Annotated in this window: 27 protein-coding genes; 11 read left to right on the top strand and 16 right to left on the bottom strand. The window is 66.5% G+C overall.

Annotated elements, in window-relative coordinates; translation table 11 throughout:
* The first annotated feature begins 99 nt into the window (after positions 1-99).
* Positions 100-1,113 carry a zinc-binding alcohol dehydrogenase family protein gene (locus tag MOM01_RS07925; RefSeq protein WP_241385117.1) on the top strand — a complete coding sequence of 338 codons (1,014 nt, stop codon included), beginning with the start codon at positions 100-102 and terminating at the stop codon, positions 1,111-1,113.
* Positions 1,114-1,716: 603 nt separating this feature from the next.
* Here the strand turns inward: MOM01_RS07925 and MOM01_RS07920 are convergent.
* From MOM01_RS07920 to MOM01_RS07910, 3 genes are all read right to left on the bottom strand, one after another.
* The gene (locus tag MOM01_RS07920) at positions 1,717-2,106 is read right to left on the bottom strand and encodes a hypothetical protein (RefSeq protein WP_241384858.1); all 390 of its coding nucleotides are present in this window, start codon (positions 2,104-2,106) and stop codon (positions 1,717-1,719) included.
* Between the two features lie 103 nt (positions 2,107-2,209).
* Positions 2,210-3,112 carry an acyl-CoA thioesterase domain-containing protein gene (locus MOM01_RS07915; protein ID WP_374112281.1) on the bottom strand — a complete coding sequence of 301 codons (903 nt, stop codon included), beginning with the start codon at positions 3,110-3,112 and terminating at the stop codon, positions 2,210-2,212.
* A 34-nt stretch (positions 3,113-3,146) separates the two neighbouring features.
* A complete protein-coding gene (locus tag MOM01_RS07910; protein WP_241384856.1) occupies positions 3,147-3,821 on the bottom strand; it encodes a PaaI family thioesterase in 675 nt (224 codons plus the stop codon).
* A 390-nt stretch (positions 3,822-4,211) separates the two neighbouring features.
* On the opposite strand from MOM01_RS07910, the gene MOM01_RS07905 reads away from it, so the two are divergent.
* The gene (locus MOM01_RS07905) at positions 4,212-6,161 is read left to right on the top strand and encodes an APC family permease (protein ID WP_241384855.1); all 1,950 of its coding nucleotides are present in this window, start codon (positions 4,212-4,214) and stop codon (positions 6,159-6,161) included.
* Positions 6,162-6,326: 165 nt separating this feature from the next.
* Here the strand turns inward: MOM01_RS07905 and MOM01_RS07900 are convergent, their stop codons facing one another.
* The 4 genes from MOM01_RS07900 to MOM01_RS07885 all read right to left on the bottom strand — a co-directional run bounded on the left by MOM01_RS07900 (position 6,327) and on the right by MOM01_RS07885 (position 10,570).
* Positions 6,327-8,075 carry an ABC-F family ATP-binding cassette domain-containing protein gene (locus MOM01_RS07900; RefSeq protein WP_241384854.1) on the bottom strand — a complete coding sequence of 583 codons (1,749 nt, stop codon included), beginning with the start codon at positions 8,073-8,075 and terminating at the stop codon, positions 6,327-6,329.
* Between the two features lie 194 nt (positions 8,076-8,269).
* Positions 8,270-8,833, bottom strand: coding sequence for a hypothetical protein (locus tag MOM01_RS07895; RefSeq protein ID WP_241384853.1), 564 nt, complete (start codon positions 8,831-8,833; stop codon positions 8,270-8,272).
* Positions 8,834-8,922: 89 nt separating this feature from the next.
* Positions 8,923-9,795: an alpha/beta fold hydrolase gene (locus MOM01_RS07890; protein WP_241384852.1), complete on the bottom strand. Its 873-nt coding sequence runs from the start codon at positions 9,793-9,795 to the stop codon at positions 8,923-8,925.
* A 292-nt stretch (positions 9,796-10,087) separates the two neighbouring features.
* A complete protein-coding gene (locus MOM01_RS07885; RefSeq protein WP_241384851.1) occupies positions 10,088-10,570 on the bottom strand; it encodes a winged helix-turn-helix transcriptional regulator in 483 nt (160 codons plus the stop codon).
* An 89-nt stretch (positions 10,571-10,659) separates the two neighbouring features.
* On the opposite strand from MOM01_RS07885, the gene MOM01_RS07880 reads away from it, so the two are divergent.
* A complete protein-coding gene (locus MOM01_RS07880) occupies positions 10,660-11,094 on the top strand; it encodes a PaaI family thioesterase (protein WP_241384850.1) in 435 nt (144 codons plus the stop codon).
* 51 nt (positions 11,095-11,145) lie between these two features.
* Entirely contained in the window at positions 11,146-11,382 is a 237-nt protein-coding gene (locus MOM01_RS07875; protein WP_241384849.1) for a hypothetical protein, read from the top strand.
* A 335-nt stretch (positions 11,383-11,717) separates the two neighbouring features.
* Here MOM01_RS07875 and MOM01_RS07870 read toward each other — a convergent pair whose 3' ends face one another.
* Genes MOM01_RS07870 through MOM01_RS07855 form a run of 4 tightly spaced genes read right to left on the bottom strand, consistent with a single transcriptional unit; the run spans position 11,718 to position 15,493 of the window.
* Positions 11,718-12,506, bottom strand: a complete 789-nt coding sequence (locus MOM01_RS07870; protein ID WP_241384848.1) for an enoyl-CoA hydratase — start codon at positions 12,504-12,506, stop codon at positions 11,718-11,720.
* Positions 12,496-14,028 carry a CotH kinase family protein gene (locus MOM01_RS07865; RefSeq protein WP_241384847.1) on the bottom strand — a complete coding sequence of 511 codons (1,533 nt, stop codon included), beginning with the start codon at positions 14,026-14,028 and terminating at the stop codon, positions 12,496-12,498. The genes MOM01_RS07870 and MOM01_RS07865 overlap by 11 nt, the downstream gene beginning before the upstream one ends.
* Positions 14,028-14,705, bottom strand: a complete 678-nt coding sequence (locus tag MOM01_RS07860) for a DUF4956 domain-containing protein (RefSeq protein ID WP_241384846.1) — start codon at positions 14,703-14,705, stop codon at positions 14,028-14,030. Before MOM01_RS07860 ends, MOM01_RS07865 begins: the two co-directional genes overlap by 1 nt.
* A complete protein-coding gene (locus MOM01_RS07855; protein ID WP_241384845.1) occupies positions 14,705-15,493 on the bottom strand; it encodes a polyphosphate polymerase domain-containing protein in 789 nt (262 codons plus the stop codon). The genes MOM01_RS07860 and MOM01_RS07855 overlap by 1 nt, the downstream gene beginning before the upstream one ends.
* A 151-nt stretch (positions 15,494-15,644) precedes the next feature.
* On the opposite strand from MOM01_RS07855, the gene MOM01_RS07850 reads away from it, so the two are divergent.
* The 4 genes from MOM01_RS07850 (at position 15,645) to MOM01_RS07835 (ending at position 19,313) form a co-directional block, all read left to right on the top strand.
* A complete protein-coding gene (locus MOM01_RS07850) occupies positions 15,645-16,352 on the top strand; it encodes a response regulator transcription factor (protein WP_241384844.1) in 708 nt (235 codons plus the stop codon).
* Entirely contained in the window at positions 16,349-17,782 is a 1,434-nt protein-coding gene (locus tag MOM01_RS07845) for a sensor histidine kinase (protein ID WP_241384843.1), read from the top strand. The genes MOM01_RS07850 and MOM01_RS07845 overlap by 4 nt, the downstream gene beginning before the upstream one ends.
* Positions 17,783-17,848: 66 nt before the next feature.
* Positions 17,849-18,127 (top strand): hypothetical protein, encoded by a 279-nt coding sequence (locus MOM01_RS07840; protein WP_241384842.1) that lies wholly within the window; start codon positions 17,849-17,851, stop codon positions 18,125-18,127.
* Between the two features lie 49 nt (positions 18,128-18,176).
* Positions 18,177-19,313: a Rieske 2Fe-2S domain-containing protein gene (locus tag MOM01_RS07835; protein ID WP_241384841.1), complete on the top strand. Its 1,137-nt coding sequence runs from the start codon at positions 18,177-18,179 to the stop codon at positions 19,311-19,313.
* A 36-nt stretch (positions 19,314-19,349) separates the two neighbouring features.
* Here MOM01_RS07835 and MOM01_RS07830 read toward each other — a convergent pair whose 3' ends face one another.
* Positions 19,350-19,937: a TetR/AcrR family transcriptional regulator gene (locus tag MOM01_RS07830; RefSeq protein WP_241384840.1), complete on the bottom strand. Its 588-nt coding sequence runs from the start codon at positions 19,935-19,937 to the stop codon at positions 19,350-19,352.
* Between the two features lie 110 nt (positions 19,938-20,047).
* On the opposite strand from MOM01_RS07830, the gene MOM01_RS07825 reads away from it, so the two are divergent.
* Positions 20,048-20,836 (top strand): SDR family NAD(P)-dependent oxidoreductase, encoded by a 789-nt coding sequence (locus MOM01_RS07825; RefSeq protein ID WP_241384839.1) that lies wholly within the window; start codon positions 20,048-20,050, stop codon positions 20,834-20,836.
* A gap of 12 nt (positions 20,837-20,848) precedes the next feature.
* Here MOM01_RS07825 and MOM01_RS07820 read toward each other — a convergent pair whose 3' ends face one another.
* The 4 genes from MOM01_RS07820 to MOM01_RS07805 all read right to left on the bottom strand — a co-directional run bounded on the left by MOM01_RS07820 (position 20,849) and on the right by MOM01_RS07805 (position 24,637).
* A complete protein-coding gene (locus tag MOM01_RS07820) occupies positions 20,849-21,604 on the bottom strand; it encodes an IclR family transcriptional regulator (protein WP_374112280.1) in 756 nt (251 codons plus the stop codon).
* Between the two features lie 88 nt (positions 21,605-21,692).
* Entirely contained in the window at positions 21,693-22,358 is a 666-nt protein-coding gene (locus MOM01_RS07815) for an IclR family transcriptional regulator (RefSeq protein ID WP_241384838.1), read from the bottom strand.
* 167 nt (positions 22,359-22,525) lie between these two features.
* A complete protein-coding gene (gene bphC, locus MOM01_RS07810) occupies positions 22,526-23,437 on the bottom strand; it encodes a biphenyl-2,3-diol 1,2-dioxygenase (RefSeq protein WP_241384837.1) in 912 nt (303 codons plus the stop codon).
* Between the two features lie 27 nt (positions 23,438-23,464).
* The gene (locus MOM01_RS07805; RefSeq protein ID WP_241384836.1) at positions 23,465-24,637 is read right to left on the bottom strand and encodes an acyl-CoA dehydrogenase family protein; all 1,173 of its coding nucleotides are present in this window, start codon (positions 24,635-24,637) and stop codon (positions 23,465-23,467) included.
* A 248-nt stretch (positions 24,638-24,885) separates the two neighbouring features.
* On the opposite strand from MOM01_RS07805, the gene MOM01_RS07800 reads away from it, so the two are divergent.
* Together MOM01_RS07800 and MOM01_RS07795 are read left to right on the top strand one after the other, a co-directional pair.
* The gene (locus MOM01_RS07800; RefSeq protein WP_241384835.1) at positions 24,886-25,374 is read left to right on the top strand and encodes a nuclear transport factor 2 family protein; all 489 of its coding nucleotides are present in this window, start codon (positions 24,886-24,888) and stop codon (positions 25,372-25,374) included.
* Entirely contained in the window at positions 25,371-25,877 is a 507-nt protein-coding gene (locus MOM01_RS07795) for a nuclear transport factor 2 family protein (protein WP_241384834.1), read from the top strand. The genes MOM01_RS07800 and MOM01_RS07795 overlap by 4 nt, the downstream gene beginning before the upstream one ends.
* Positions 25,878-25,912: the final 35 nt, after the last annotated feature.

Below are 25,912 nucleotides of genomic sequence, written 5' to 3'. Positions count from 1 at the left end.
CACGCCGCGTGCCGCCGGCCCGTGCGGATCGGCGCCACGACCCTCCGGCAGGGTGGGTCCGGAGCAGGGATCGAGGTTGCCGTGTCCGAACCCGAGTCGATGAGAGCGTGGCGAGTGGTCCGGCCGGGCCCCGTCGCCGAACACCCCCTGATCTTCGAATCCGTCCTCCTACCCGAGATCGGCGCGAACGACCTGTTGGTCCGCGTGTCGGCGTGCGGTGTGTGCCGGACGGATCTGCACGTCGCGGAGGGTGATCTGCCCGTCCATCGCGCGGGCGTCGTTCCGGGACACGAAGTCGTCGGTGTGGTGCACCGGGTGGGTCCGGCCGTGGAGGGCTTCGTGCCCGGCGACCGTGTCGGCGTGCCATGGTTGCGTTCGACGTGCGGGCGGTGCCGCTACTGTCTCCGAGGAGACGAGAACCTCTGTCCGAATTCGAGGTACACCGGCTGGGACGACGACGGCGGCTATGCCGAATTCGTCGGTGTACCGGCGCCGTTCGCACTGCCCTTGCCCGACGGATACGACGACGTCGAACTCGCGCCTCTGCTGTGTGCGGGCATCATCGGATACCGCGCGCTGAAACGCGCGGCCGTCCCGGAGGGCGGGCGGCTCGGTATCTACGGTTTCGGCGGCAGCGCCCACATCGCGGCCCAGGTGGCCATGGCGAGAGGTGTGGAGGTCCATGTCATGACGCGGAGCGAGGAAGCACGCACCCTCGCGCGTGACCTCGGGGCCGCGTCCGTTCAGGGTGCCACCGATGCCCCTCCCGTCCCCCTCGACTCCGCGATCCTCTTCGCTCCCGTGGGTGAGTTGGTGCCCCCGGCACTCGAGGCGCTCGACCGCGGGGGCATCCTGTCGATCGCGGGCATCCATCTCACCGATGTCCCACCACTGAACTACGAACGAAACCTGTTCTACGAGCGCGAGATCCGGTCGGTGACCGCCAATACCCGTGAGGATGCACGGGAGTTCCTCGGTTTCGCCGGCAGGCACCGCATTCGGGTCGCGACGATGCGGTACGGCCTCGCCGAGGCGGACCGGGCCCTGAGCGACCTTGCGAACGACCGCGTTCGAGGCGCTGCCGTCCTCGTTCCCCGGCTGCACGGAAGCTGATGCCGCCGGGGCGGTGCTGCCGGCTGCAGTTCTGAACCGGCAGCACCTGACCGGTGGGCGGCGTCCGGACGCCGTTCTCCGGTTATCGAGGGCAGTACCCCGGCAGGGGAGGGTGCAACCCCGTGGAGATCGACTTCCTCGGAGTGGATCCGGACCACGAGATGTGCGTTCCGCGTGCAGCGTGCTATCGCAAAACGGGGCAAAAAAGTAAAAACGGACTAGAATGTGATCTTTCGTCACGCTTCGAAAAGATCTATGCACGCTGGTGAGCAAATTGTTCTATGCTGAGCGCAGCGCCGCAGAGACCGACATCACAGAGATCGGTGTGTTTCGTTCGGACGTAGGACGAGCGGGACGCTCCGGACCGATGACGATTCGGCTCTGCCCCTGTCGATGGGAGGCCGACAGGGAAGGGCCCCGCCAGCGTTTCGAGGGGAGGAGCCGGCGGGGCCTCGCGCTGTATCTCCTGTGTCGGGGAGGACTTAGGGAGACACGGCCACCTACGCGTGGCCGTCTTGGAGCTTAGGTGAATCTACCGGCGGCCGTCCAGAGTCGATACGCAAACGAGACCTGACAACTGTTCTCGGCCTCCAAAGGCGACCTTCATCCGGCTTTGCGGCGGATCGCATCGGTGCCTCCGTCGCTGCCGGCCGGAAAGACGGTAGTGGGCATCGCGCGGGAATCGTCGGGATGGCGGCGAGGGGATGCGGGTTTCCTGAGCCGCCGGCGCCGGCGCCGGTTGCGGGTGGTCAGGAACCCCCAGGCTGCGATGCAGACGCCCACGCCGGAGAGGAGGTCCGACTCCGTCAGTCCGTTCTCCGGGGTCACCGAGTACAGCACGCGGCCTTCGAGCGGGCCGTTCATCAGCACCCACAGCCCGGACGCCACCAGCGCGGCCAGGCTCGACAACAGGTGGGGCCGCGCCAGGCACCAGGTCGATGCGGCGAACAGCGAACACATGGCGACGAGCGAGTAGAAGACGGCATTCTGCACGGTGGCCTCCTCTCGTCCCTTCGGGTACCGGTCCACTGTACGGGCGGTCAGGGTGGCGCGAGGGTCCCGAGAGGCACATGTGGCGACCGTCGCAACACCGCTGTCAGTGCCCGGGTGGCCGCTGCATCGTCACCGTGGTGAGCGCGAGGACCTGCTCGTCGGCTCCCGCATCGACGAGTCGGACGTCGAGGACGGCGTGGTCGGTGGCTTCCCGGACGACGGAGACGTACGAGCGTGCCGGCCCCCGCTTCACCTGCGACAGGTAGTGGGCTTGGAAGTCGGTGGCCACCAGGTCGGGGCGGACGGTGTGTGCGGCGTGCTCGGCGAGCAGGGCCTGGGCACCACCCTGGATGGTGCCGATCATGTTCGCGACGAAAGGCGTGAGTTCCAGTTCGAGGACGCCGCGTCGAGCGTCGAGGATGCGCATGCCGAGACGGGTGTAGATGTCGTCGTCGATGTGCGCGAGGGTGTACTCGCGCACGGTGCCGATCCAGTCGCCGGGGTTGTAGTCCTCGGAATTCACTGCGGCAGAACGGGGCAGACGCGCGAACGTGACGAGGCTTCGGGCGGCTGCCCGGAGCCCGCCGGCTTCGCCGTCGTCGATTGCGGAGACCAGTCGTTCGAGATCGGTGATGCCTCGACCGTCGTAGACGTCGGCGCGCACGTGCACCGTCTTCTTCCCGATCCGTATCAGGTTCGCGTCGACGACCACGGGCCCTTCGGTCAGCCATCCGGATGCGTGCAGGGTCAGGTCCTGTGTGGCGGTCCAGTCCGGAGCGCAGGTGGCGAGGGCCGGGCTCGACGTGACGATGTCCACCACCGTTGTGAGCATCCCGAGCGAGGCGGCTCCGGAACGGTTGCACAGCTTGTCGTGCAGGTCGGCGCGCATCACCGCTCGTTCCTTGGACACCTGCAGCGATGTGAGGTGGAAGTCGCTGGTGAATGTTCGGGTGCCCTGAGACGCCGTGATCCTATCGGAAATGTCATTCTCGTTCACGAGAATCATACTGCCACGGAGGTGACCGGAGTGTGTGCCCACCCTATTCCGGGCTCGGCATCTCCTCGAACGACTCGCGCTGCTGCACCATCCAGGCCGGCGCGATGAACACGCCCTCGGCTTCCACGCAGACACCTTCGGCGTCGGTGACATGTCCGACGACGAATGCCTTTCGGCCCTCGACTCGGTCGAGCTCCGCCTCGATGCGAAGCGCGCCGAGCGGCGTGCGTTTGCGGTAGCGAATGGTGAGCGTGCCCGTCATGCCCGGATGCCCCGAAATGCGCGCGGCGTCGCCGAGGATCTGGTCGAGCAGCAGCGCGGAGACACCGCCGTGCACATGACCGGCCGGTCCTTCGTAGACCGGGCCGAGGTGGACGTCGGCCCACACGCGACCGTCGTCCTCCTGATGGAGGTCGCCGATGGGTGCGATCGCGTTGCGCAGGCCGATCGCGGCATTACCCCAGTTCCGGTAACGCCCGGAGTCGTTGAACCGGGTTCCGTACGGGCCGTCCTCCCGGTCGCGTTCGAGGATCTCGCGAGCGGCGGCCAGATGCTCCCGCGCCCGGGCGACGTCCTCGGCGCCGACGCGGGTCTGCAGCGCGAGCTGGATCAACTCCCGCACATCCTCGGCGAGGGGGCCGTAGACGGCCCTCTGCTGATCGATCTCCTCGTCGGACAATCCGTCGTTGACGTAGAGCTCGAGGATGGCGTCGGTCATGGTCGGTCTCCGGATCGTGAGCGTGGTGAAGGAAGTAGTCGACCGCGCGGGCGAGGGGCGCGTCAAACACAGGTGCCGCTCGGCGGGACAGCGTGGACGCGGCACGGACTGCCGGGACGTGGGAACGAGAAAAGCGAACCCCGTCGGCGGTACGAGGGGAGGGCCGACGGGGTCCGTCCGTGCCGGTCGTAAGGGGAGGAGACGCGGCACGCTTTGTTGCGAGGAGCAACAACGACTCCACGCTATAGAGCATTCTTTCATCTGCCAAGGCTGTACACGGGTGATCGGGCGGGTGATTCCGCCCGATATGTACTTGTGGCGGACGTCCTTCCGCGAGCGTACCCTTCGCTTCTGCGTGCGCGGAGATGCGCAGGACGGGAGTCGGTGGTCGTGGCCGTTACCTTGCACAAGGGCCGTGACGGAGTCACCAAGCGAGTATTGCTGGGAAGGCCGCTGCGCAGCGACACCCTCGGCCACACCTTGCTGCCCAAACGGATCGCTCTTCCGGTGTTCGCGTCCGATGCGCTGTCCTCCGTCGCCTACGCGCCGGAAGAGATCTTCCTCGTGTTGTCGGTCGCCGGTCTGTCCGCCTACGCGTTCTCCGGCTGGATCGGGCTCGCGGTCGCGGTGGTCCTTCTCGTGGTGGTCGCGAGTTACAGGCAGAACGTGCACGCCTACCCGTCCGGGGGCGGGGACTACGAAGTGGCGACGAAGAATCTCGGTGCCACAGCCGGCCTGACGGTGGGAAGCGCCCTGATCGTCGACTACGTGCTGACGGTCGCCGTGTCGATCTCGTCGGCGGCGCAGAACATCGGGTCGGCGATACCCTTCGTCGACCACCACAAGGTCCTGTTCGCCGTCACCGCGATCGCACTCCTCACCGCCGTCAACCTGCGTGGCCTCCGCGAGGCGGGGACAGCCTTCGCGATCCCGACCTATGCATTCATGTTCTGCATCGGGGTGATGCTCGTCTGGGGGTTCGTGCAGGTCGTCTTCCTCGACGCCGATCTGCAGGCCGAATCGTCGAACTACGAACTCGTCGCCGAAGACTCGCACCTGACAGGACTGGCCTTCGCGTTCCTGCTGGCCCGCGCGTTCTCCTCGGGATGTGCGGCACTGACCGGGGTCGAAGCCATCAGCAACGGGGTCCCCGCCTTCCGGAAACCGAAATCGCACAACGCCGCCACGACGCTGCTCCTGCTCGGTGCCATCGCGATCACGCTGCTGATGGGCATCATCGTCCTCGCCGAACGATTGGGAGTCGTCATCGCCGAGGACCCCGCGACCCAGCTGCGCGGAGCGCCCGAGGGCTACCACCAGAAGACGATGGTCGCGCAGATCGCCGAGACGGTCTTCGCAGGTTTTCCTCTCGGCTTCTATCTCGTCACCGCGGTGACCGCGCTGATCCTGGTCCTGGCCGCGAACACCGCCTTCAACGGTTTCCCGGTTCTGGCGTCGGTGCTCGCCCAGGACAAGCATCTACCGACACAGCTGCGCACCCGGGGCGACCGGCTCGCCTTCAGCAACGGCATCGTCTTCCTCGCTCTCGCGGCGATCGTGTTCGTCTGGGCGTTCGACGCCGAGGTCACGCACCTCATCCAGCTCTACATCGTCGGGGTGTTCGTCTCCTTCACGCTGAGCCAGACGGGCATGGTGCGGCACTGGACCCGGCTGCTGGCCACCGAGACGGACACCCGCCACCGACGCAGAATGCACCGTTCACGCATCATCAACGCCGTCGGCCTCGGGATGACGGGCAGCGTCCTGATCATCGTGCTCATCACGAAGTTCGTGGCCGGTGCATGGATCGCGATCCTCGCCATGGTGGCCGTCTTCGCGACGATGCGGGCCGTCAACCGGCACTACCGCCGCGTCGCGGAAGAGCTCGATCCCGGGCGCTGGGAAGGAGTGCTGCCCAGTCGTACGTACTCGATCGTGCTCGTCGCCAAATTGCATCATCCGACCCGGCGCGCGCTCGCCTACGCAGCAGCGACCCGCCCCGACACGCTCGAAGCGATCACCGTCGACGTCGACGAGGAGGACACCCGCGAGCTCGTGCGCGAGTGGGAGGCGAGCGACATCACCGTGCCCCTGAAGGTGCTGGAATCGCCCTATCGGGAGATCACCCGGCCGGTGCTCGACTACGTCAAGCGGGTACGGGGCACCTCGCCTCGCGACGTGGTCACCGTGTTCATTCCCGAATACGTCGTCGGACACTGGTGGGAGAACCTGCTCCACAACCAGAGCGCCCTGCGGCTCAAGAGCCGGTTGCTGTTCCAGCCCGGCGTGATGGTGACGAGCGTGCCGTGGCGGTTACGGTCGTCGGCAGGAAACGGCTAGGGCGCGTTTCACGAGTAGCTCCACCGAAGCGGATGGGAGCCGGCTGACCGACGGTATCCGGCCACCGTCCGGATCGCTGCGATCAGTCAGTGGTTATCAGGCAACGGTCTTCGAAACACGCCCTGGTCTGTCGTCGACTCATCGTGGCGGAGCAACCGAACGAAGTCACGCGGCGGCCTCCGATCGTACAGAGACCTGCCCACCGGGCATCACCTCGATTCGTTGTAGATCACTCGAACGTGCTGCGTTTTCTTTCCAGCGTCGGTCATGCGTGACGGTGAGCACTGCGCCGTGATAGTCCACCAGTGCGTTCTCCAGTTGCTCCACGAGCTCGGGAGCGAGGTGGTTCGTCGGCTCGTCCAGCAAGAGGACATCGCCCGGAACGGTGACCGCTACAGCGATTTCGAAACGGCGACGTTGCCCCACAGAGAGCTGAGAGAGCATCGGATCCAGGTCACGCGGAGCGAAGAGGCCGAGGGCGAGAAGCAGATCGGCAGCGTCGTCACGATGTGTGCCCGTTGCGCGAGCGAAAGAATCGAGAAGGCTGCCATCGACGCCGGTCTCGAGGTTCTGACGCAGCCACACCACGCGAAGTCCGGGACGCCGCCAGATCGTCCCTTCGTCCGGTGTGTATTCCCCGGCAAGAACTCGCAACAATGTCGTCTTTCCTGCACCACTGGGGCCTGAGATCAGCCATCGATCCTTCGTTCTCACGCTCAGGGCGTCCAGGGTGATTCGAGGCCCTCGTCCACCGCTTCCGGATGCGATGGAACCGGCAGTGAGAATCAGTTGCGATCCGAGAGACTCTTCGTGATTCACCGGCACCGCGTTCCCTGCGAACGGGGGTGCAAAATTCAGCGGCTCCGGCGGCCTGGGTGCCGGCCTCGCTTCGAGGCGCAGGACACGGTCCTTCGCTTGCTTGATTCGACTCGCCGCCCCATGGTCACGGCTACGAGCGCGAAAGGCGCCGTGCCCGAAGGAGGCCCGAACTTGTTTGCGTGGAATCGCATCGAGGCGGAACGAGTTCGCCGCGACAAGCGCTTCGTTCCGGGCCAAGTCTTGGCGCCATGCCTCGTGTTCATCGAGCAAGCGTTGTTTCTCCGCAGCGCGAGCCGAGAGGTATCCGGTGTATCCGTTACCGTAACGGCGCAGACCGCCGTCCTCGACGCACACGATGTCTGTCGCGAATCGTTCGAGGAAGGCACGATCGTGAGTTACCACGACGAGGGCTCCGTGATGATGAGCGAGTCGTTCCTCCAGCCACGCGATGCCGGCGTCGTCCAGATCGTTCGTCGGCTCGTCGAGCAGCAGTAACTCCGCTCGAGAAGACAACGCCGCGGCAAGTGCGAGCCGCGCACACTCTCCGCCGGAGAGCGAGCGCACCGGGCGGTTCCGGTCGAGATGCCCCAGCGACAACTGCTCGAGTGAGGCATCCACTCGTCGGTCGAGGTGGTACCCGTCTCGCGCTTCGAACCGATCCATCAAGCCGCTCAACCGGTCGAGTAGTCGAGGCTGATACTCGACGTCAGCGTCGGCCAGCTCCTCGGCGGCCTTCTGCACTTCGACTTCGAGCCGGCGAACGTCGGCCAGCAACAAGTCGAGAGCTCCCGTAACAGTCGTCCCTGCTGGAAACTCGGGCCGCTGTTCGGCTGACGCGAGTCCTCCGGGGAGTTGCACTATTCGTTCACCCGCGGACAGCGAAAGAGTTCCGGCGAGAACGCGCAGAAGTGTCGATTTCCCGGAACCGTTGTCGCCGATGACCGCGAGACGGTCAGCGGCCCCTACTACGAGGTCGACGTTGTCGAGCACAGTACGGTCGGCAAAACGGACGGTTCCACCGCGAATGATGCATTCACGATGCGGACGCCGTGCGGAGACGGTCGGGGGTTGCAGATTCTTCGGTGAACGGGTCATCACTGGCTTCCTCTCCGCGTCTCGTGGTGGCAACACCAACGGACTGCGGCAAGTACGTTGCCCAAAGGACACGTACAGCGGTACGGGGCCTCACGTCAGCAGCATCTCGTCGCCGAACGTGCCTGGGACCCGCCACGGAGAAGACTCGACGCGGCGTCCCGTACTAGAGGATCAGTGTACCCATGACGGGCAGTCTAGCAGGGCGGCAGCATGTTCGGTCTCTCCCCGGGCGAACAGCAGCTCCCTCTCGCATCTTCGAAGTGCGACGTCACCGTTTCGATCGTGAAGCGGTGCCGCAGGCGGCACGCAGAGTTCTGGTTCGCGAACAGGCCCGGAATGCGGAATGCGTCCTCCCTCGCAACGGTGTGCGTCCACTGCACCGGCACGATCCACTCCCGGTAGTCCTCGTGCGGGTCGGCGTCTACCTTCTCGTGCGCGTACGGCGCATTCAACTCGAGACTGCGGAAGGGGACCGTCCGCTCGCCGACGGTGAGCGTCGCATGGTCGGCCGGTGCCGCCGGGCCGGTCACGATGCCGATCCCGACGTGGCCGCTCTTCGGGATGTAGGCGAAGACGCGACCGCCTACGGGCAGTTCCTGCAAGGAATCCGAATACCACCTGCCACCGCCGGCCGCGACGAAACCGTAGCGGCGGCCGTCGTCCCAATTGCGCGAGCGGTTGCGCTCACCGAAGTTGACGTACCAGTCCCGCCCGTTCCATTCGGACTCGGGACCGTTCGACAGGGGTGACTCGGACACACCTACTCCTTCGTGGACATCGCCGATTCCGACGAAGGTACATCGGCGCCGGTCGCCCACGCCTACCCGGAGTATGCGGATCCGGTGCTCTACACGCGACTCGGCTCGAGCACCTCGCGGAGCGTGACCGCGAAGGCCTCGGGGTCGCCGGGCATACCCATCTCCTCACCCATGAAGCCACCGTGATCGCCCGGGAGGAGGACGAGGTCGGTGCCGAGCCGGGCGGCCAAGGCCGCCGCGGTGCGGCCGCACCACTGGCGGGTGGACTCGCGGCCGCCGGCGACAACGATACGTGTGGGCGCCTTCGCGAGCGCGTCGAAGTCGGGACGGTAGCCCGTGCACGACAACCAGTTCTGGCTCAGCAGTGCGTCGTCGCGGCTTCCGTCGTCCTCGGTGGGCAGGCCGAAGTCGGCCGGGTTCGGGGCGGGACGGTCGAGATAGTCGGCGGTCAACTCACCTTCGTAGCTGATCAGCGCGATGAACTTGGCCATGGCCGGCCCGGCGCCGCTGCGGTGATAGGTGTCGTGGATGTCGTCGCGCACTGCTTCGGCGTGAGCTCGATCGGGCAGCAGTTCGACGAGCGGCGGTTCGTGCGCGACGAGCGTGCGCACCTGCTCCGGGTACCGCGACACGAATTCGAGGGCGTTGACCGCGCCACCGCTGGTGGCGAACAGATCGACGGGCCCCATATCGAGTTCGGTGAGGAGCCGGTACAGATCGTCGGCGTGCAGTGTGGGGGTGGACTGCATCGAGGTGTCGATACGTGTGCCCCGGCCCGTTCCGCGCGGATCGTAGGTGACCACCGTCCGGTCGTCGAAAAGAGACGCCAACGTGGTGAAACCACTTGCGTCCATGGGAGACGCCGCGAGAACGAGGGGGATGGCATCTCCGGCGACCGGACGGACATCGTAGGCGAGTGTCGCTCCGGGGACGTCGAGCATGCTGGTCAGAGGTTCGGTCATGTCGGCTCCTGGGTGATTCGGGTGCTGACCGTATCGACCCGTGCCGACGGCGAAACTCATCGAGAAGCGCGCCGCGCCCGCACGTTCGGGTGCGGGCGCGGCGTCGCGCTGCCTCAGAGGATGATGCCGAGTGCCCCGAGCAGACCGCCGAGAGTGAGTGCGAGAGAACCGAGAAGCATGTGCATTCCTCCTGTGTAGTTCGGAATCGGACATGCGTCCGAGTTGGACGCTGGTCCGGGAGTACCCACTGTGTCGCCGTCGACACCCGCCGGTGCCGGAAAATCGGCGTTCGCTATCGGGTGGGGTCCTCGGCGAGCTTCTGCGCTGTGGGCCCGGGACGCGTCTGGGCCTCGGCCGGACGGAGCGGGCCGTGCCCGTGTGCGCACTGCACGACAGCCTCGACGGGAGCGCCGCACTCGCGGTGTTCGATGACCAGGGAGGGGCCGTCGGGGTCGGCGCAGTACTTGTCTCCCCACTGCAGGAGGGCGACGAGGATGGGGTAGAGATCGCGGCCCTTCTCGGTGAGACGGTATTCGTTGCGTGTGCGGCGGCCCTCTTCGCGATAGGGGACGGTATCGAGGATGCCGGCGTCGACGAGGGTACGGAGGCGGGCCGAGAGCACCGGATCGGAGATGCCGGTGTGACGGCGCATCTGCTCGAATCTGCGAACGCCGTTGAACACCTCGCGCAGGACGATCATCGTCCACTTCTCGCCGATGACGTCCATGGTGCGCTGGACCGAGCAGTTGTCGGTGCTGTAGTCGAGCCACTGCATGAACACATCGTAGCTGGCTTGATCATTGACAGTCAGCGGTCCGGGATGGCTAACTGTGGAAGTAGAAGTCAGACGAGTGAGGAGTTGTCATGACCGAAACTGCCGAGAACCGCATGTCGATCGAGGGTTACGGCCGCAAGGCGCCCAGCCGGTTCGTCGAGGCGAGCGGCTTCGTAGTCGAGGAGGCCACCGGGACGAAGGTGACCGGTTATGTCGATCTGGGGCCCGATCATCACACCCCGTGGGGTGTCGTGCACGGTGGCCTCTACGCGACCATCGTGGAAAGTGCCGGCAGTATCGGCGCGAGCGCGGCGGTGCTCGATCGCGGGCAGTTCGCGGTCGGTGTCAACAATTCGACCGATTTCCTGCGCTCGACGACGGGCTGCCGCGCGTCGGTGACGGCAGAACCGCTGCAGCAGGGCCGGACTCAGCAGTTGTGGCTGGTGATCATCGCCGATGAGGCGACGGGCACGGTGCTCGCGCGCGGTCAGTTGCGGCTGCAGAACGTTCCGTTGCCGCAGTAGCGGAGTGTGCGAACGGTTGTTTGCCCGGGCCCCGGCGGGGAATCCGCAGCCATGGCCGGCATGGAACCGTTTCTCCCTATCAAGAACACCGGCTCGAACGAGATCGACGCGGCAGACCCCGGCCCCGGTGCGCCCGGCACGGATCCCGGACCCATGCCCTCGGGCGAAGACGTCGACCCCGAGATGGCGGAGCGGGAGAAGCAGGAGTTCGAGAAGCGGATGGCGGAGAAGCGCGAGGAGGAACCGCTTTTCCGGACACCCGAGGTGGATCCGGAGTCATCCGAATAGGGGCGAACCCGCGCCCGCACGCAGGGGAGCGCGGGCGCGGGATCGACCTGTGCGGCTGTCAGAGAACGACGCCGAGGCCTGCGAGCAGGCCGAGAACCGGAGTGAGAAGACCGGCGAGGGCGGCACCGACGGTGGCGGCGAGAGAACCGAGCAGCATGGGAATACCTCCTGAATAGATGTGGACGGGCACGCCCGGCGGGCGTGCGGAGGTGAGCGATCCGGGGAGGATAAGTTCACTTCCGCCCCATACGTCGCACGTGTCGCGCGACCCGTTAACCACTTTCCCCAGCTGTGATCGCTTCGTGATCTTGATGTCCGATTGGCCCGGAATTCCGTTACGTATGGGCGTTTTGGGCTTTTCCGCGTTCGATCACCGCGGAACGTCGCTCGGCGACCCGGGAGGGAGAGAACTCCCGCATCCACGCCTCCGAGGTCTCCTGCTCCACGCGCAGAGCGGGTTCGGCGAGGTGCCCTTCGGCCCGTCGATACGACGACAGCAACGCGCGCACGCCCGGCTGGTCGTTGCCGGCGATCGTCCGGGCCACCTCCAGGGCGGTGTCGAGCAGTTCGTCGTGCGCGACGACCTGGGTCACGAGGCCCACATTCAGGGCCTCCTCGGCGCTCACGAAATTGCCGGACAGGCTCATGCGCCGGGCGAAGCCCGGACCCACCGCGGCGGGAAGACGGTAGGTCAGCCCCCAGCCCGGCAGGACGCCGACGCGGGCATGGGTGTCGGCGAAGCGCGCGCGTTCGGATGCGATGAGGAAGTCACAGGCCAGTGCCATCTCCAGGCCCCCGGTGATCGCAGCGCCGTTCACCGCGCCGATCACCGGCTTGGCCAGTGGCGTCCACGGGTGGCCGACGGGGATCTCCGGATCCGAGATCAGCGAGAGATTGCCCCCGTTCGCACCGAGTTCCTGCAGGTCGAGTCCGGCGCAGAAAGCCGGATCTGTGCCGGTGAGGACGACGACACTCGTCTCGTCGTCGGCGTCCGCCGCGGCCAGCTCGGCACGCAACCGATCGATGAGCCGGGAACTCAGAGCATTTCGTGCGTCCGGCCGGTTGAAGGTGAGAATGCGCACGGCGTCGCGCTGCTCGACGAGCAGGATCTCTTCAGAGGTCATGGCCCGACAGTATGCGCTGTTCGATCCACGAGCGCATCGAGTCGACGCTCTGCTGCAGAGCCTCTGCGGTGAGTCCGTCGGAGGTCGGAACGGATGCGGCCACCTCGTCGAGCACGTCGAGCGCCCGTCCACTGCCGTAGATCTGCTCGAACAGGTCGCGGTAGGCGTCCTCGTACAGGGATGCGAAGGCGTCCGAGGCGAGGAATCGGGTCTTCAGGGTGTTGCCTCCCCGGGGGCCGCCGCTTTCGCCGTCCCCACCGCCCGGCATCCCTCCCGGTCCCATCGTGAGAGTGTCGTGTGGGCCGACGGTCGCGTCGCCCTGCATGGCGAGATTCAGATCCCACGAGATCACCGACAGCTTCTCGGTTCCGAGGTCGTACCAGAGGTAGTAGTTCTGGCCCGGGCCGCTCATGTCGTCCGTGTTGACGAGCAGATTCTGGGTGGCGACGTAACGGGCGAACGAGTCGACGTCCACCCGGTCGGCCAGGTGCGCGTCGAACTCGGCGGCGTCGGCCGAGTCCAGCCACTTCAGGAAGTCGATGATCGGCTGCAGGGTGCCCGAATCGGTGGCGTTGATCTGCGTGAACTGGTCGGCGTAGTCCGACTGGTCGTCGCCGATGTACTCGAACCGCGAGGACGCGTCCGCCTTGTAGAGATAACCGTCCGAATCGAACAGCGAGTCGGCGTAGCCGGCATCGGGGTGTTCGAGTACCAGCCGCGTCGTACTCGAGCTGTCGTTGACGGAGTACACCGTGTACGCGTAACGCTGGGTGGGCTGGCCGGTTTCGGCAGTGAGCGACAAGGCCATCGCCTCGTTGAGCACCGGAGAACCGGGACGGACCGACAGTTCGGTCATGCCCTGATAGGCGCGACCCTCGACGTTCTCGTCGAAACTGATGAGCAGCGGAAGAGAGGTCGGGTCGTCGGGTATCACCTGAGTCGTTCCACCCATGCCGGGTGGACCCTGGCCGGGGTCGAACCCGCCGGGAACCTCGAATCCTGCGGGTGGCTGCATGCCCTCGGGTGGTTGCATGCCCTCGGGCGGCTCCATGCCCGGGGGTGGTTGCATGCCCCCGGGAGGTTCCATGCCGTCGGGAGGTGCGAACCCTTCGGACGGCGACTCTCCGCGCAGACCCATGAGCGTCGAGTTGCCTTTCAGCCGTACCGCGGCATCGTCGATCCGCGTGCCGTCGATGACGACGGAAGCGTTGATCCACTTCTTGTCACCGTTCTTCCGGAACGCGGAGATCATGTCGTCGTACTCGGCGTCGCCGATCTCGATCGACAACTCGTGGGTGACGGAGGCATCGAACAGATCGACTGTGCCCGTGACGTTCCGGGTGATCTCGGAGGCGATGATCGTTGCATCACCGGTGATGTAGGGACGCACCCTCGTCGAACCGAACACCGTCGCGACGACCGCGACGAACGCGATGAACGCCACGGGCAGCTTCCAGTGCTGCCGCAGGGATGTGGGTATCCGGTGCCGTAACCGGCGCCGGGGTGGGACAGGCGTGCTCATCACAGATCCGTCTGGTCGTATCCGGTCAGCACGGTCACCCGCTGTCCGGTGTTCACCGCGCTCAGAGCGGAGACGAGTCGGCCGGAGGTGATCCCCTTCTTCAGCCGGGCCGTGTAGTACAACTCGGTCAGGGCGCCGCCCCGGACGGATTCGGTGGACACGAGTTCGTATTCGCTGCAGTGCTCGATGAGCACGTCCTCGACCATCGAGCTGTACTCCGGCTCCGGAGGTACCTGCACCTTGACCACCTGACGGCGGATATCGAGCTTGAACCAGTCGAACTTGTTCATGATCAGCAGCACCAGGCAGATGGCGATGGTCGCCGCGACGGCGAGGACGTAGAAGCGGGTACCGGTGGTCATGCCGACGGCCATCACCAGGAAGATGAACCCGACGTCGCGGGTTTCCTTGATGGCGTTGCGGAAACGGATCACCGACAGGGCGCCGACGAGGGCGAAGGCGCGGGCGATGTTGGAGCCGACCACCAGCATGATGAGACTGATGATCATGCCGCACAGCACCAGCGTCTGCACGTAGGACTGGCTGTAGGAGACGTTCTTGTGGGTGTAGCGGTATACCCAGGCGATCACGCTCGAGAGCACGAAGGCCAACGTCAGCGAAACGACGATGTCGAAGGTCGTGAACGTGCCGCTGAGATCCTGGAAATCGAAATTCATCACTGTCCTCGGAGAGAGAGCTCGGGAGAGCCGAAACGTGAACGCGGAGCGAGGCCGAACGCCTCGACCGATTGGCAGTACTTCGACACCCGCACCACCGACATGTCGAGCCGGGCCGTGAGATCGGTGGCCCAGTAGGGCACGCGTTCGTTGGCCTTGAGTTCGACGATCGCCAGCTTCGGCGGGATGATGAAACGGTTCTCCGCGCCCGACGCGAAGTGGAAGTCGCGGTCGCGGCCGTGCACCTTGTGGTCGATCGTCACGCGCAGGCCGAGGTCGGCGTCGCGTCCGACGAATGCCTCCCGAAGGTAACCCGTGGTGACGATCGGCCGCAGGTCCAGATTGCCCACCAGAGTGCTCACCTCGTGGACGAAGGGCCGCTGCAGGTCGTCGCAGTCGATCTCCTCGCGTCCGTCGAGCCAGCGCCGAGCGTCGCGGTAGGGCAGAGCGATGCGCCGTTTCTGCGTGACACGGTTGACGCGCTGCTTGATTTCGACCTGCACGGGCGTGCCGTCCGTGCATTCGGCCGGGTCCCCGTACAGGCGCATCCGGACCTTGCGCCGGAACTTCAGACCCTCGATCTTCTCCCAGTAGAAGCGCAGATCGGCGGTGTCGTAATAGAGCGACGTCACGGGGTAGCCCCCGTGCGGCGAGTGTGGATCGGAATCCATGCGCGCGGCGAGTTCGCGTCGCAGTTCCGGCACCCTCATCTCGTCGACGAAGTACTTGATCTCGTACCTGTTGAACGCGTGCAGCCTGCTCGCGGTCTGCTGATAGCCGTGGTTCACGCGTCCAGCACACACTCGCCGTCTCGAGGTTCCGTGGAGGTTTGCTGGCAGTTTCCTGTCAACCGGCGACGGCCGGCGAGCGGGGGCCACTCACAGGAACTTGCCAGGAAACCTCGAGCGGTACACCAGTTCGACCCGTGACAATCGAGGTATGGCCGACCGAACTCCCGAGGCGCGCGTGCTCGTCGTCGACGACGAACCGAGCATCGTCGAGCTGCTGTCCGTGAGCCTGAAATTCCAGGGATTCGAGGTCGAGACCGCGAGCGACGGAGCCCAAGGACTCGACAAGGCCCGCCGTTTCCGGCCCGACGCGGTGATCCTCGACGTGATGATGCCCGGCATGGACGGTATGGGGATGTTGCGCCGCCTGCGGGCGGACGGTTCGGATGCGCCCGTGCTGTTCCTGACCGCGAAGGACGCCGTCGAGGACAAGGTCGCGGGACTGACCCTCGGTGCCGACGACTACGTCACCAAACCGTTCAGCCTCGAGGAGGTCGTCGCCCGGTTGCGCACGATCCTGCGCCGGGCGGGAAAGGGGAGTGAGACCGAACGCAGCTCCCGCATCACCTTCGCCGATCTGGTGCTCGACGAGGACACCCACGAGGTGTTCAAGGCGGGCAAGGCGGTGTCGTTGTCGCCCACCGAGTTCACGTTGCTGCGCTATCTCATGGTCAATGCCGGCACGGTGCTGAGCAAACCCCGCATCCTCGAGCACGTGTGGAACTACGACTTCGGAGGTGAGGTCGGCGTGGTCGAGTCGTATGTGTCGTATCTGCGCCGCAAGGTGGACACCGGCGAGGTGCCTCTCATCCACACCGTCCGCGGCGTCGGTTACGTGATGCGGGAACCACGCACGTGACCCGGCTGCGGGCGCTTCCACTGCGGTGGACGCTGGTGGCGGCGCTGGTGGTGCTGTCGGCCGTCGGACTGCTCGCATCGGGTGTGGCCGTCACGTCCGCGCTGCAGAACTCGCTGCTGTCGCGCGTCGACCGGGATCTCGAGGAGGCGGCCCGCACGTGGGCGCGTCCCGAGGGCCCGCCCCCGCCGCCGGTGTCCACACCGGGCACCCCGAGTTCGCAGCGTCCGCCGAGCCCGTTCTACGTCCGGGTCACCGCTGCGGACGGACAGGTGCTCGCGGTGGTCAACGACCAGTCCACGGCACCCGACGTTCCGGAGGGCGCGACCGCGGGTCCGGTCACGGTCGGCTCCGCCGATGGTGGTGACCACGACTGGCGTGTGCTGAACACGGAGGGTGCCGGTGGGGTCGTGACCACCGTGGGGATGAGTCTCGCGGAGACCGAGGACACCGTGAACCGTCTCGTGGTGCTGCAGGCCGGCATCGGCGCCGGGGTGCTCGTCGCGCTCGCCCTGGCCGGTGGCTTCGTCGTGCGCCGAAGTCTTCGTCCGCTCGACGAGGTGGAACGCACCGCCGCGGCCATCGCGGACGGCGACTTGAGCGAGCGTGTCCCCGAACGGGATCCGCGCACCGAGATCGGCCGGTTGTCGGTGACCCTCAACGCGATGCTCGGCAAGATCGAAACGGCATTCGCGGCGACCGCGGCCTCGGAGGAGTCGGCGCGCCGCTCCGAGGAGAAGATGCGCCGCTTCGTCGCCGATGCCGGACACGAACTGCGCACCCCGCTCACCACCATCCGAGGTTTCGCGGAGCTGTACCGGCAGGGTGCGAGCACCGACACCGGCATGCTGCTCGACCGCATCGAACGCGAGGCCCGGCGCATGAGCCTGCTCGTCGAAGACCTGCTCCTGCTCGCGCGGCTCGACGAACAGCGGCCGCTCGAGCGCGCCCCGGTGGATCTGCTCGCGGTGGCCGCCGACGCGGTGCACGGCGCGCGGGCCGTCGCACCGGATCGCCGGATCGAACTCGAGGTCACCGACGGTCCGGGAACCCCCGAGGTGCTCGGCGACGACGCGCGTCTGCGTCAGGTGCTCGGCAACCTCGTCACCAACGCGCTCACCCACACCCCGCCCGATGCGGACGTCACGGTGCGGGTCGGGACGACCGAATCGGATGTGATCCTCGAGGTGGCGGACACCGGGCCGGGCCTCGCACCGGAGGACCGGGAGCGCGTGTTCGAACGCTTCTACCGGGCCGACTCCTCGCGGACCCGGGCGTCGGGCGGCAGCGGCCTGGGGTTGTCGATCGTCGCTGCACTGGTCGCCGCGCACGACGGAAAGGTGGAGGTGGAATCGGACCCGGGAGCCGGCTCGACCTTCCGGGTCCGGCTGCCGCGCCACGAGCCGGATCCGCGCGTTGTTCCGCTGGGCTGAAAAACTGTGTTGCCGGACACATCACGGACCTAGTCTCGGGCCATCCGAGGAAGGGAACCGGCAACAATGCAGTCGCTCGCCTGTCACACCTGTGACGCTCGCGTGCTCGTCGCGAAGTACAGCCCCGCTCACACCAGCATCCAGTGGTCCGAGGAGGCCCGGCAGTCGTGCCGCGAGATCGCGGCCGCCGCTGCCGTCGACAACGGCTCCTACGTGATGCGCTGCGAGGCTCTCGACCGCACCGTGGACGAGGCTGTCTCCGACGGGCTGATCCGACCCAGCCATCGAGTCGATCCGGCAATCGCGCCTCTCGCTTCCACGGAGGCTGTCACCTCAGCCCGGTGACTGCCGTTCGCGTTCACCCCTCTTCAGCCCCAGCCTCTATGGAGAAACCATGACCGTCCCCCAGGAGCGGATCGAGATCCGCAACATCGACGCCGGCACGAACCCCACCCGTTTCGCGCGTGGATGGCACTGCATCGGCCTTGCCAAGGATTTCCGTGACGGAAAGCCGCACCAGGTCAAGGTGTTCGGCACCGACCTGGTGGTCTTCGCCGATACGGCCGGAAAGCTGCACGTGCTCGACGCCTTCTGCCGGCACATGGGCGGCAACCTCGCGCGCGGCGAGATCAAGGGCGACACCATCGCCTGCCCGTTCCACGACTGGCGCTGGAACGGCCAGGGTCGTTGCGAGGCCGTTCCCTACGCCCGCCGTACCCCGAAGCTCGGCCGCACCAAGGCATGGACGACGATGGAGCGCAACGGCGTTCTGTTCGTCTGGCACTGCCCGCAGGGCAGCGAGCCCACCCCGGAACTCGCGATCCCCGAGATCGAAGGTTACGAGGACGGTCAGTGGAGCGACTGGACGTGGACGACCATCCACGTCGAGGGTTCGCACTGCCGCGAGATCGTCGACAACGTCGTCGACATGGCGCACTTCTTCTACGTGCACTTCCAGATGCCCGAGTACTTCAAGAACGTCTTCGACGGGCACATCGCCGGACAGCACATGCGCTCCTACGGGCGTGACGACATCAAGACCGGTGTGCAGATGGATCTGCCCGAGGCGCAGACGATCTCGGATGCCTTCTACTACGGTCCGTCCTTCATGCTGGACACGATCTACACGGTCTCCGAGGGCACGACCATCGAGTCGAAGCTGATCAACTGCCACTACCCGGTCACGAACAACTCGTTCGTGCTGCAGTTCGGCACGATCGTCAAGAAGATCGAAGGCATGTCCGAAGAGCAGGCCGCCGAGATGGCGAAGATGTTCACCGACGGCCTCGAGGAGCAGTTCGCGCAGGACATCGAGATCTGGAAGCACAAGTCCCGCATCGAGAATCCGCTCCTCACCGAGGAGGACGGCCCGGTCTACCAGCTGCGTCGCTGGTACAGCCAGTTCTACGTCGACCTCGAGGACGTCACGCCCGAGATGACGCAGCGGTTCGAGTTCGAGGTGGACACCTCCCGCGCACTCGAGTCGTGGCACAAGGAGGTCGAGGAGAACCTCGCCGGTTCGGCGGAGTGATCCGATGATCCGTCCCGCTGCACGCGGCGGGACGGATCACACGTCGCGGCGGCGGAACCCGTCGACGAACACCGACACGATGGTGCGCGCGAGACCGGCGAGGGTGCGGTTCGGTCCGGGCCGGTACCAGCGCGAGGCGTGCCAGACCGCGTCGTAGATCAGTTCCCGGAAGGCCTCGGGGTCGATGTCCGTGCGGAACACGCCTTCGGCGATACCGTCCCGGATGGCTTCGCGCCACGCGACTTCCATGGCATCGGCCGAGGAGACCATGTCCGCCTCGACGACGCGCTCGCGCATGTACTCGCCTTCGCGTCGCCAGATGGAGGTCGCTCCGTGATAGTCCTCGGAGGTCTCCAGGGCAATTTCGGTGAGCGCTACGAGCCGCTCGACAGGCGGCAGTGATCGCGCCAGCACCTCGCGGCATCGCTCGTTGAGATCGGTGATGTACTCGCGGATGAGTTCGGTGACGATCGCTTCCTTGGACGGGAAGTAGTGGTAGAGCGCCCCGGAGTAGACGCCCACCGCGTCCGCGATCTCACGGATGGTGGTGGCGGTCACGCCCTTGCGGGCGAAGATCTCCGCCGACCGGTCGAGTATCTGCCGTTTTCGCTCGTGCGGGTCCACCGTCGTCCTCTCGTAAGGCCAGGGCAGGCCTGTTCTCGGACCGTATTGTGCCACACCCATTGATCAACCGATCAATGGAGTTCACGTCTTTCACGTCTTCAGGAGTATGCATGGCCGTGTCCCGGATGGACCCGATCGTTCCCGCAACACCGCTGGCGGGCAGGACCGCCCTCGTGACCGGAGCGGGCCAGGGCATCGGCCGGGGGATCGCCCTCGCGCTCGCGGCCGCGGGCGCATCGGTGGCCGTCGTGGGACGCACCGCGGAGACGATCGGAGCCACCGCGGTGGAGATCGTCGATCGCGGGGGCCGCGCCGTACCGTACGTGTGCGACGTGACCGATGCGGCGGCGGTGGACGCGACCATTTCCGATGTGGTGCAGGAGTTCGGTGGGCTGTCCATCCTGGTGAACAATGCGCAGTCGCCGGCGCCGGGAACGCTGCTCGAACTCGACGAAGCCGTCTACCGCGGCGGTATGGAATCCGGGCCCACCGCGACCTGGCGGATGATGCGCGCGTGTCATCCCCATCTTCGTGACGGCGGCTCGATCGTCAATCTCGGATCGGCGGCCGGTATCCGCTGGAACCCCTCGGGGACGGGCGGATATGCGGCCGCGAAGGAAGCGATCCGGGTGCTCACCCGCACCGCCGCATGCGAATGGGCAGGCGACGGCATTCGCGTCAATTGCATTCTCCCGCTGGCCGACTCGATTGCCATGCAGGAGTGGGCCGTGCGCGAACCGGACGAAGCCGAAGCCTATGCGCGTTCGATTCCGCTCGGCCGGCTGGGTGATCCGGAGACCGACATCGGCCCCGCCGTGGTCTTCCTCTGCAGCGACGCCGCCCGGTACATCACCGGGCATTCGCTGCCGGTGGACGGGGGTCAGGCCCTGGTGCGCTGACCCCTCGACCGGTCAGCCGACGTGCCGCTGCGGTTCGTTCTGGGACAGCGTGCGCCACACGGCGCGCGCCGCGAGACGGACCGGAGTGGCCAGGCCGACGGTGTCGACGTTGTCGATCGGACCCGTGACGGACAGTGCTCCCACACAGGTCCGGCCGTTGCCGATCGGTGCCGCGACGCATGCGACGCCCGGCACGGACTCCTCGCGCTCGTGCGCGATGTGCCGCTCGCGAATGCGGGCGATCTCCGTGCGGGGCAGCAGGTTCTCGATGCGTGCGCCGCCGCCGGGCGTGCATCCGGTCAGGCTGCGCGCGGTGTCGAGCCGGGTGTGGGCGAGAAGAGCCTTGCCGAGTGCGGTGCGGTGGGCCGCCATCCGTCCGCCGATACGCGAGGGCAACGGAAGCGGGCTGCGTCCGACCTTGTCGACGTAGCGGATGTCGCCGCCGTCGAGCACGGCCAGGTGGACGACGAGGCCCGTCGCCGAATACAGGTCGTGCAGGACGGGATTGGCCGCCCGGTGCAGACGGTCGTGATTGCGTGCCAGCGCTCCCCATTCGAGAGGAGTGCGCCCGAGGGCGTAGGCCTTGCCACGCTTGCTCACCCAACCGTGCTCGGCGAGCTGGGTGAGCAGGCGGTGGGTGGACGAGCGCGGCAGGCCCGTGCGCGTCGACAGTTCGGACAGGGTGAGGCGATCGCCGGTGTGGAACTCGTCCAGAAGTCCGGCCACGCGGGCGATGACGGCGTCCGGAAAGTCGTCGGTACGTGTCACGAAATCCTCCATCGACGGGGCGGGCAGGGGCGCATCGATCTATTGATCGATCGATCAATCAATGATGCGACTGTAACAGGAGCGGGGCTTACGTGGCCAGCGTCACTGCGAGATGGTCGGCCGCGCGCCGCACCCTGCGGCCGGCGTCCTCGGGGATCGCCTCGGCCGGTCCGGCCAGCGACAGTGCGGCGATTTCTCCGTCTCCGGCCGAGAACGTCGCCACCACGTGGCGGAAGCACGTGCCTCCCTGCACGGCACCGTCGACGACCGAGCACCCGCTCCCGGCCTCGAGTGCGGCGTGCGTTCCGTCGCGGTGGGCCAGCAGTGCCAGTCCGGCGACGGTCTCCTCGGCCGGCCTGCGCTGACCCGCCCACGAGCTGTCGGCCACCCTGATGCCGCTGACTTTTTCCAGGTAGACCAGCTGATCGCCGTCGAGAACCGTCAGGTGGACGACCAATCCGGTATCGCGGTGCAGGTCGTACATCGCGGGCAGGGCCGCGCTGTGGATCCGGTCGTGGGCCTGCGCGAGGGCTCCGAGCTCGACGATCTTCGGGCCCAGGTGGTAGGTGGTGCCGCTGCGCCGCATCCACCCGACCCGCACCAGCTGCAGGAGCATCCGGTGAGCGGACGACCGGGGGAAGCCGGTGCGTCGGCACAGTTCCGTCAAGGTCAGGCCGTCGGTGTCGCGGAACGGTTCGAGCAGCAGGCTGACGCGCCCCATGACGGACGAGGGGCTGTCGAGTACTTCGGACATGTTCTTCTCCGAGGTGTGTCGTGCGGTGATTGATCGACCGATCAATAATGCCTAAGACTGTAGCGCCGGAAGCGCTCGACGAAAAGAACGAATTTCAGGAAGAACGAAAAATGCACCGCGACCAGGGTCGCGGTGCATCTTCCGAACGGGCCGAGAGGCCGGGGAAATCAGGCAGTCGGCGGGATGAACGCCTTCAGCGGCTCGGAGCCCGACTGATCGTGGCCCCAGTACGCGTCGGCGGTGATCTCCTCGGACGTGTAGTGCCGCTCGTCGACGAGCATGCCCTCGGTACCGAACTCGAGATCCCAGCCTCCGGGCGCCCGGACGTAAAACGAGATCATCTTGTCGTTGGTGTGACGGCCGAGCGTCGACGAGATCGAGAAATCGAGCTTGTTCACCCGATCCAGCGCCTGGCCGACCGCATCGAGGGTGTCGACCTCGGTCATCAGGTGCACCAGGCCGGGCTCCTCCGTCGGCGGGGCCGGGCACAGCGCGAGGCTGTGGTGGCGCTCGTTGATGCCGAGGAAGCGCACGCGTACGAGGCCCTCCTCGTCGAGCCGGATCGAACCGCGCGGCAGGAAGCCCAGCACCTGCGTGTAGAAGTCGTACGTCTCGCCGAAGTTCGCGGTGGGCAGCACCACGTGGCCGAGGCCGAGGCCACCGGTCACCCAGCGCCCGCCGAAACGGGTCACCACGGGGCTGTGGTCGAGCACGGGCCCGTAGAAGACCTCCAGGCGGGTGCCGGCCGGATCCTGGAACGCGATGGCGCCCTCTGCGTCGAGATAGGTCGCTTCCTTGCGCGAGAGCACCTCGACGGCGCGTCCCGACTTCTCGACGGCCTCGCGCACCCGCTCGAGCGCGAACTCGTCACGCACCTCCCAGCCCACGGCCAGAGCCTTGTCGGACTCGCCGGGCAGCACCTGGATGCGGGAGCGACGTTCGTCGATACGGGCGTAGAAACCCTCCGGCTCAGGGCCGGATCCCTCGGCCATGCCGAGCCCGTCGAGGAGCAGGGCGCGCCAGCGCGGCACGTCCTGCGTCTGGATGCGGAGGTAGCCGAGACCTCTCAGTTCAGTCATGTCATCGTCCTCGAAAGTGGAAGGGGATCAGATCATTGCGCGGTAGGGACCCTGCGGGTCGCCACCGAGCTGCGTCAGGGCCGCGGAGTGGTAGATCATGCCGGGCACGTGGATGGCGTGCGTCAGGCCGACGTGCGCGTCACGCCAGAAACGCTGCATCGGAGTCTTCAGGTGCACCGCTGCACCGCCGGCACGCGCGAAGATCTCGTCCATCGCCCGCACAGCGCGCCACGCGGCCGAGATCTGGGTGCGACGCCCGATGGCGCGCTCCTCGAAGCTGATCTCCTCACCGCGGTCCGTCTTGTCCCAGAAGCGGTCGACGGTCTCGAGCAGCGCGAGTCGCGATGCGGAGATCTCGGAGGCGGCCTCGCTGATCGCGAACAGAACGTAGGGGTCCTCCTTGATGGGGACACCGGAGACCTGGACGCGCTCCTTCTGCGCTGCGATGTAGCAGGCCAGCGCACCCTCGGTCATGCCGATCAGCGACGAGGTGATGCCGAGCGGGAAGATGTACGAGAACGGGAACTTGTACAGCGTCTCGTCGCGACCCGCGTGCCGCCAGCCGTTCCCGCTGAGGACGATATCGGCGTCGATCGTGCGGTGCTCCGGAAGGAAGGCGTCCTTGACGATGAGGTCCTTCGAGCCCGTACCGCGCAGGCCGATGACGTTCCAGCTGTCCTGGTCGATCTCGTAATCGGAGCGGGGGAGCACGACGTGCAGCACCTTGCCGGTGCGGTTGCCGTCCTTGTCACCGACGGCGGCGCCGATCATGACCCAGCCGCAGTGGTCGGTGCCCGACGAGAACGACCAGCGGCCGTTGAGGATGTAGCCTCCGTCGACCGGCACGGCGACACCCATGGGTGCGTACGGCGACGCCATCCACATGTCGTTGTCGTCGCCCCAGATCTCCTCCTGAGCCTTGGGATCGAAGAAGGCGAGCTCCCAGGGGTGGACACCGACGATGCCGGCGACCCAGCCCGTGGCGCCGTCGAGCGCACCGAGAGCCATGATGGTCTCGGCCGCCTCGCGCGGGTGGCCTTCGAAACCGCCGTACTCTTTCGGCTGGAAGGTGCGGATGATGCCGGAGTCACGCAGGCGCTTCGCGGTGGTGTCGGTGAGGCGCATGATCTTGTCGCCTTCGATACCCTCGGCGCGGATCTCGTCCGCGTGCTGCATGATCCTGTCCAATACCTGACCCATGACGGTGACTCTTCCTGGAATCGGCTGCTGACCAGCCGGGTCTGCGTGGAGGGGGTGTGCTCCGCCGAACGGAGCGACCTGCGCGGTGTGCAGGTGTGGTACGTCGAACAGTCCCAGCTGTGATGTGAGCGCGCACCGATATTTCCGTTCAACGGGACGGCCGGGGCAGGGGGCACCGGCCCTCGGTACAAAGAGACGGACAGCACAGTGATGCCCTCACCGTGACCGCTCGTCCCGGAAGGATCGACATGACCGACACCGCAGACCTGGTGGCCTCGCTCCTCGAGCGGGTGCAGCTCCTCGAGGACAAGGCTGCCATCCACGAGGTGCTCACGGCCTACGGTCCGGCCGTCGACGCCGGCGACGCCGACGCGGTCGGGGAGCTGTGGGCCGAAGATGCCGTCTACGACATCGACATCCGGGTGATGGAAGGCCGTGACGCGATCACCGAGATGGTGCGCACCCGGCCCCACCAGGACTACATCAACGAAGGATGCGGCCATCTGCTCGACCCGGTCCACATCCGGGTCGACGGCGACACCGCCGTCGCGACCTGCCACTCGCTGTTGCTGCGCCGCAACCTCGACGATTCCGACTCCTACCGGGTATGGCGGGTGACGGCCAACCGCTTCGAGCTCGCGCGTCTCGACGGACGCTGGAAGATCAAGCGCCGCACCGCGCGACTGCTCGACGGCAGCGCAGCGGCTCGTGAGCTGCTCGCGAAGGCGTCCCGATGATCACTTTGTCTGCGGCCGAACAACTCCTGGCCATCCACCAGATCCAGCAGGTCTTCTCGGCACGTCTGCGCGTGATGGACACCAAGCAGTGGGAGCTGTATCCGACCCTGCACACCGAGGACGTGGTGAGCGAGACCTGGGGTGGGCTCCCCAGCGACAAGCAACCGCGCACCGGTGAGGAAGCCGGCCGCGTGGTCGGCCGCGAGCCGCTCACCCGCGCCATCAGCAACTTCCTCGACGGCCCGGTGCCGGTCACCTCGGCACATCACGGTCACTGCCCGGAGATCGTCCTCGAATCCGACACCACCGCCCGGGGGATCTGGGCGATGGAGGATCAGTTGTGGTGGGACAACGACGGTGTCGAGGAGTCGCTCCACGGGTGGGGTCACTACCACGAGGAGTACCGCAAGGTCGACGGTGTCTGGCTGATCTCCTACCGCAAGCTCACCCGCCTGCGCGAGGTGCACACCCCGGGCTTCTTCAGTTTCCTGAAGCGCCTCTGACGTTTTCCGAAGCGCTTCCGGCGGGGTATGTCCGG

This window comes from Rhodococcus sp. CH91, from assembly GCF_022554085.1.
GTDB lineage: Bacteria > Actinomycetota > Actinomycetes > Mycobacteriales > Mycobacteriaceae > Rhodococcus.
This window is presented reverse-complemented; position numbering and strand designations above follow the sequence as displayed.

Excerpts from the sequence above, each read along its gene's own strand:
- MOM01_RS07805 (WP_241384836.1), bottom strand. The coding sequence starts at position 24,637 with ATGGGTCAGGTATTGGACAGGATCATGCAGCACGCGGACGAGATCCGC.
- MOM01_RS07910 (WP_241384856.1), bottom strand. The coding sequence starts at position 3,821 with ATGACCGACGCCATCCTCGAGCTCTACGTCAACGACGGATTGTCCGAC.
- MOM01_RS07840 (WP_241384842.1), top strand. The coding sequence starts at position 17,849 with ATGCAGTCGCTCGCCTGTCACACCTGTGACGCTCGCGTGCTCGTCGCG.
- MOM01_RS07800 (WP_241384835.1), top strand. The coding sequence starts at position 24,886 with ATGACCGACACCGCAGACCTGGTGGCCTCGCTCCTCGAGCGGGTGCAG.
- MOM01_RS07865 (WP_241384847.1), bottom strand. The coding sequence starts at position 14,028 with ATGAGCACGCCTGTCCCACCCCGGCGCCGGTTACGGCACCGGATACCC.
- MOM01_RS07925 (WP_241385117.1), top strand. The coding sequence starts at position 100 with ATGAGAGCGTGGCGAGTGGTCCGGCCGGGCCCCGTCGCCGAACACCCC.
- MOM01_RS07900 (WP_241384854.1), bottom strand. The coding sequence starts at position 8,075 with ATGACCCGTTCACCGAAGAATCTGCAACCCCCGACCGTCTCCGCACGG.
- MOM01_RS07825 (WP_241384839.1), top strand. The coding sequence starts at position 20,048 with ATGGCCGTGTCCCGGATGGACCCGATCGTTCCCGCAACACCGCTGGCG.
- MOM01_RS07835 (WP_241384841.1), top strand. The coding sequence starts at position 18,177 with ATGACCGTCCCCCAGGAGCGGATCGAGATCCGCAACATCGACGCCGGC.
- MOM01_RS07815 (WP_241384838.1), bottom strand. The coding sequence starts at position 22,358 with ATGTCCGAAGTACTCGACAGCCCCTCGTCCGTCATGGGGCGCGTCAGC.
- MOM01_RS07880 (WP_241384850.1), top strand. The coding sequence starts at position 10,660 with ATGACCGAAACTGCCGAGAACCGCATGTCGATCGAGGGTTACGGCCGC.
- MOM01_RS07795 (WP_241384834.1), top strand. The coding sequence starts at position 25,371 with ATGATCACTTTGTCTGCGGCCGAACAACTCCTGGCCATCCACCAGATC.
- MOM01_RS07915 (WP_374112281.1), bottom strand. The coding sequence starts at position 3,112 with ATGATTCTCGTGAACGAGAATGACATTTCCGATAGGATCACGGCGTCT.
- MOM01_RS07850 (WP_241384844.1), top strand. The coding sequence starts at position 15,645 with ATGGCCGACCGAACTCCCGAGGCGCGCGTGCTCGTCGTCGACGACGAA.
- MOM01_RS07875 (WP_241384849.1), top strand. The coding sequence starts at position 11,146 with ATGGCCGGCATGGAACCGTTTCTCCCTATCAAGAACACCGGCTCGAAC.
- MOM01_RS07885 (WP_241384851.1), bottom strand. The coding sequence starts at position 10,570 with ATGCAGTGGCTCGACTACAGCACCGACAACTGCTCGGTCCAGCGCACC.
- MOM01_RS07890 (WP_241384852.1), bottom strand. The coding sequence starts at position 9,795 with ATGACCGAACCTCTGACCAGCATGCTCGACGTCCCCGGAGCGACACTC.
- MOM01_RS07860 (WP_241384846.1), bottom strand. The coding sequence starts at position 14,705 with ATGAATTTCGATTTCCAGGATCTCAGCGGCACGTTCACGACCTTCGAC.
- bphC (WP_241384837.1), bottom strand. The coding sequence starts at position 23,437 with ATGACTGAACTGAGAGGTCTCGGCTACCTCCGCATCCAGACGCAGGAC.
- MOM01_RS07870 (WP_241384848.1), bottom strand. The coding sequence starts at position 12,506 with ATGACCTCTGAAGAGATCCTGCTCGTCGAGCAGCGCGACGCCGTGCGC.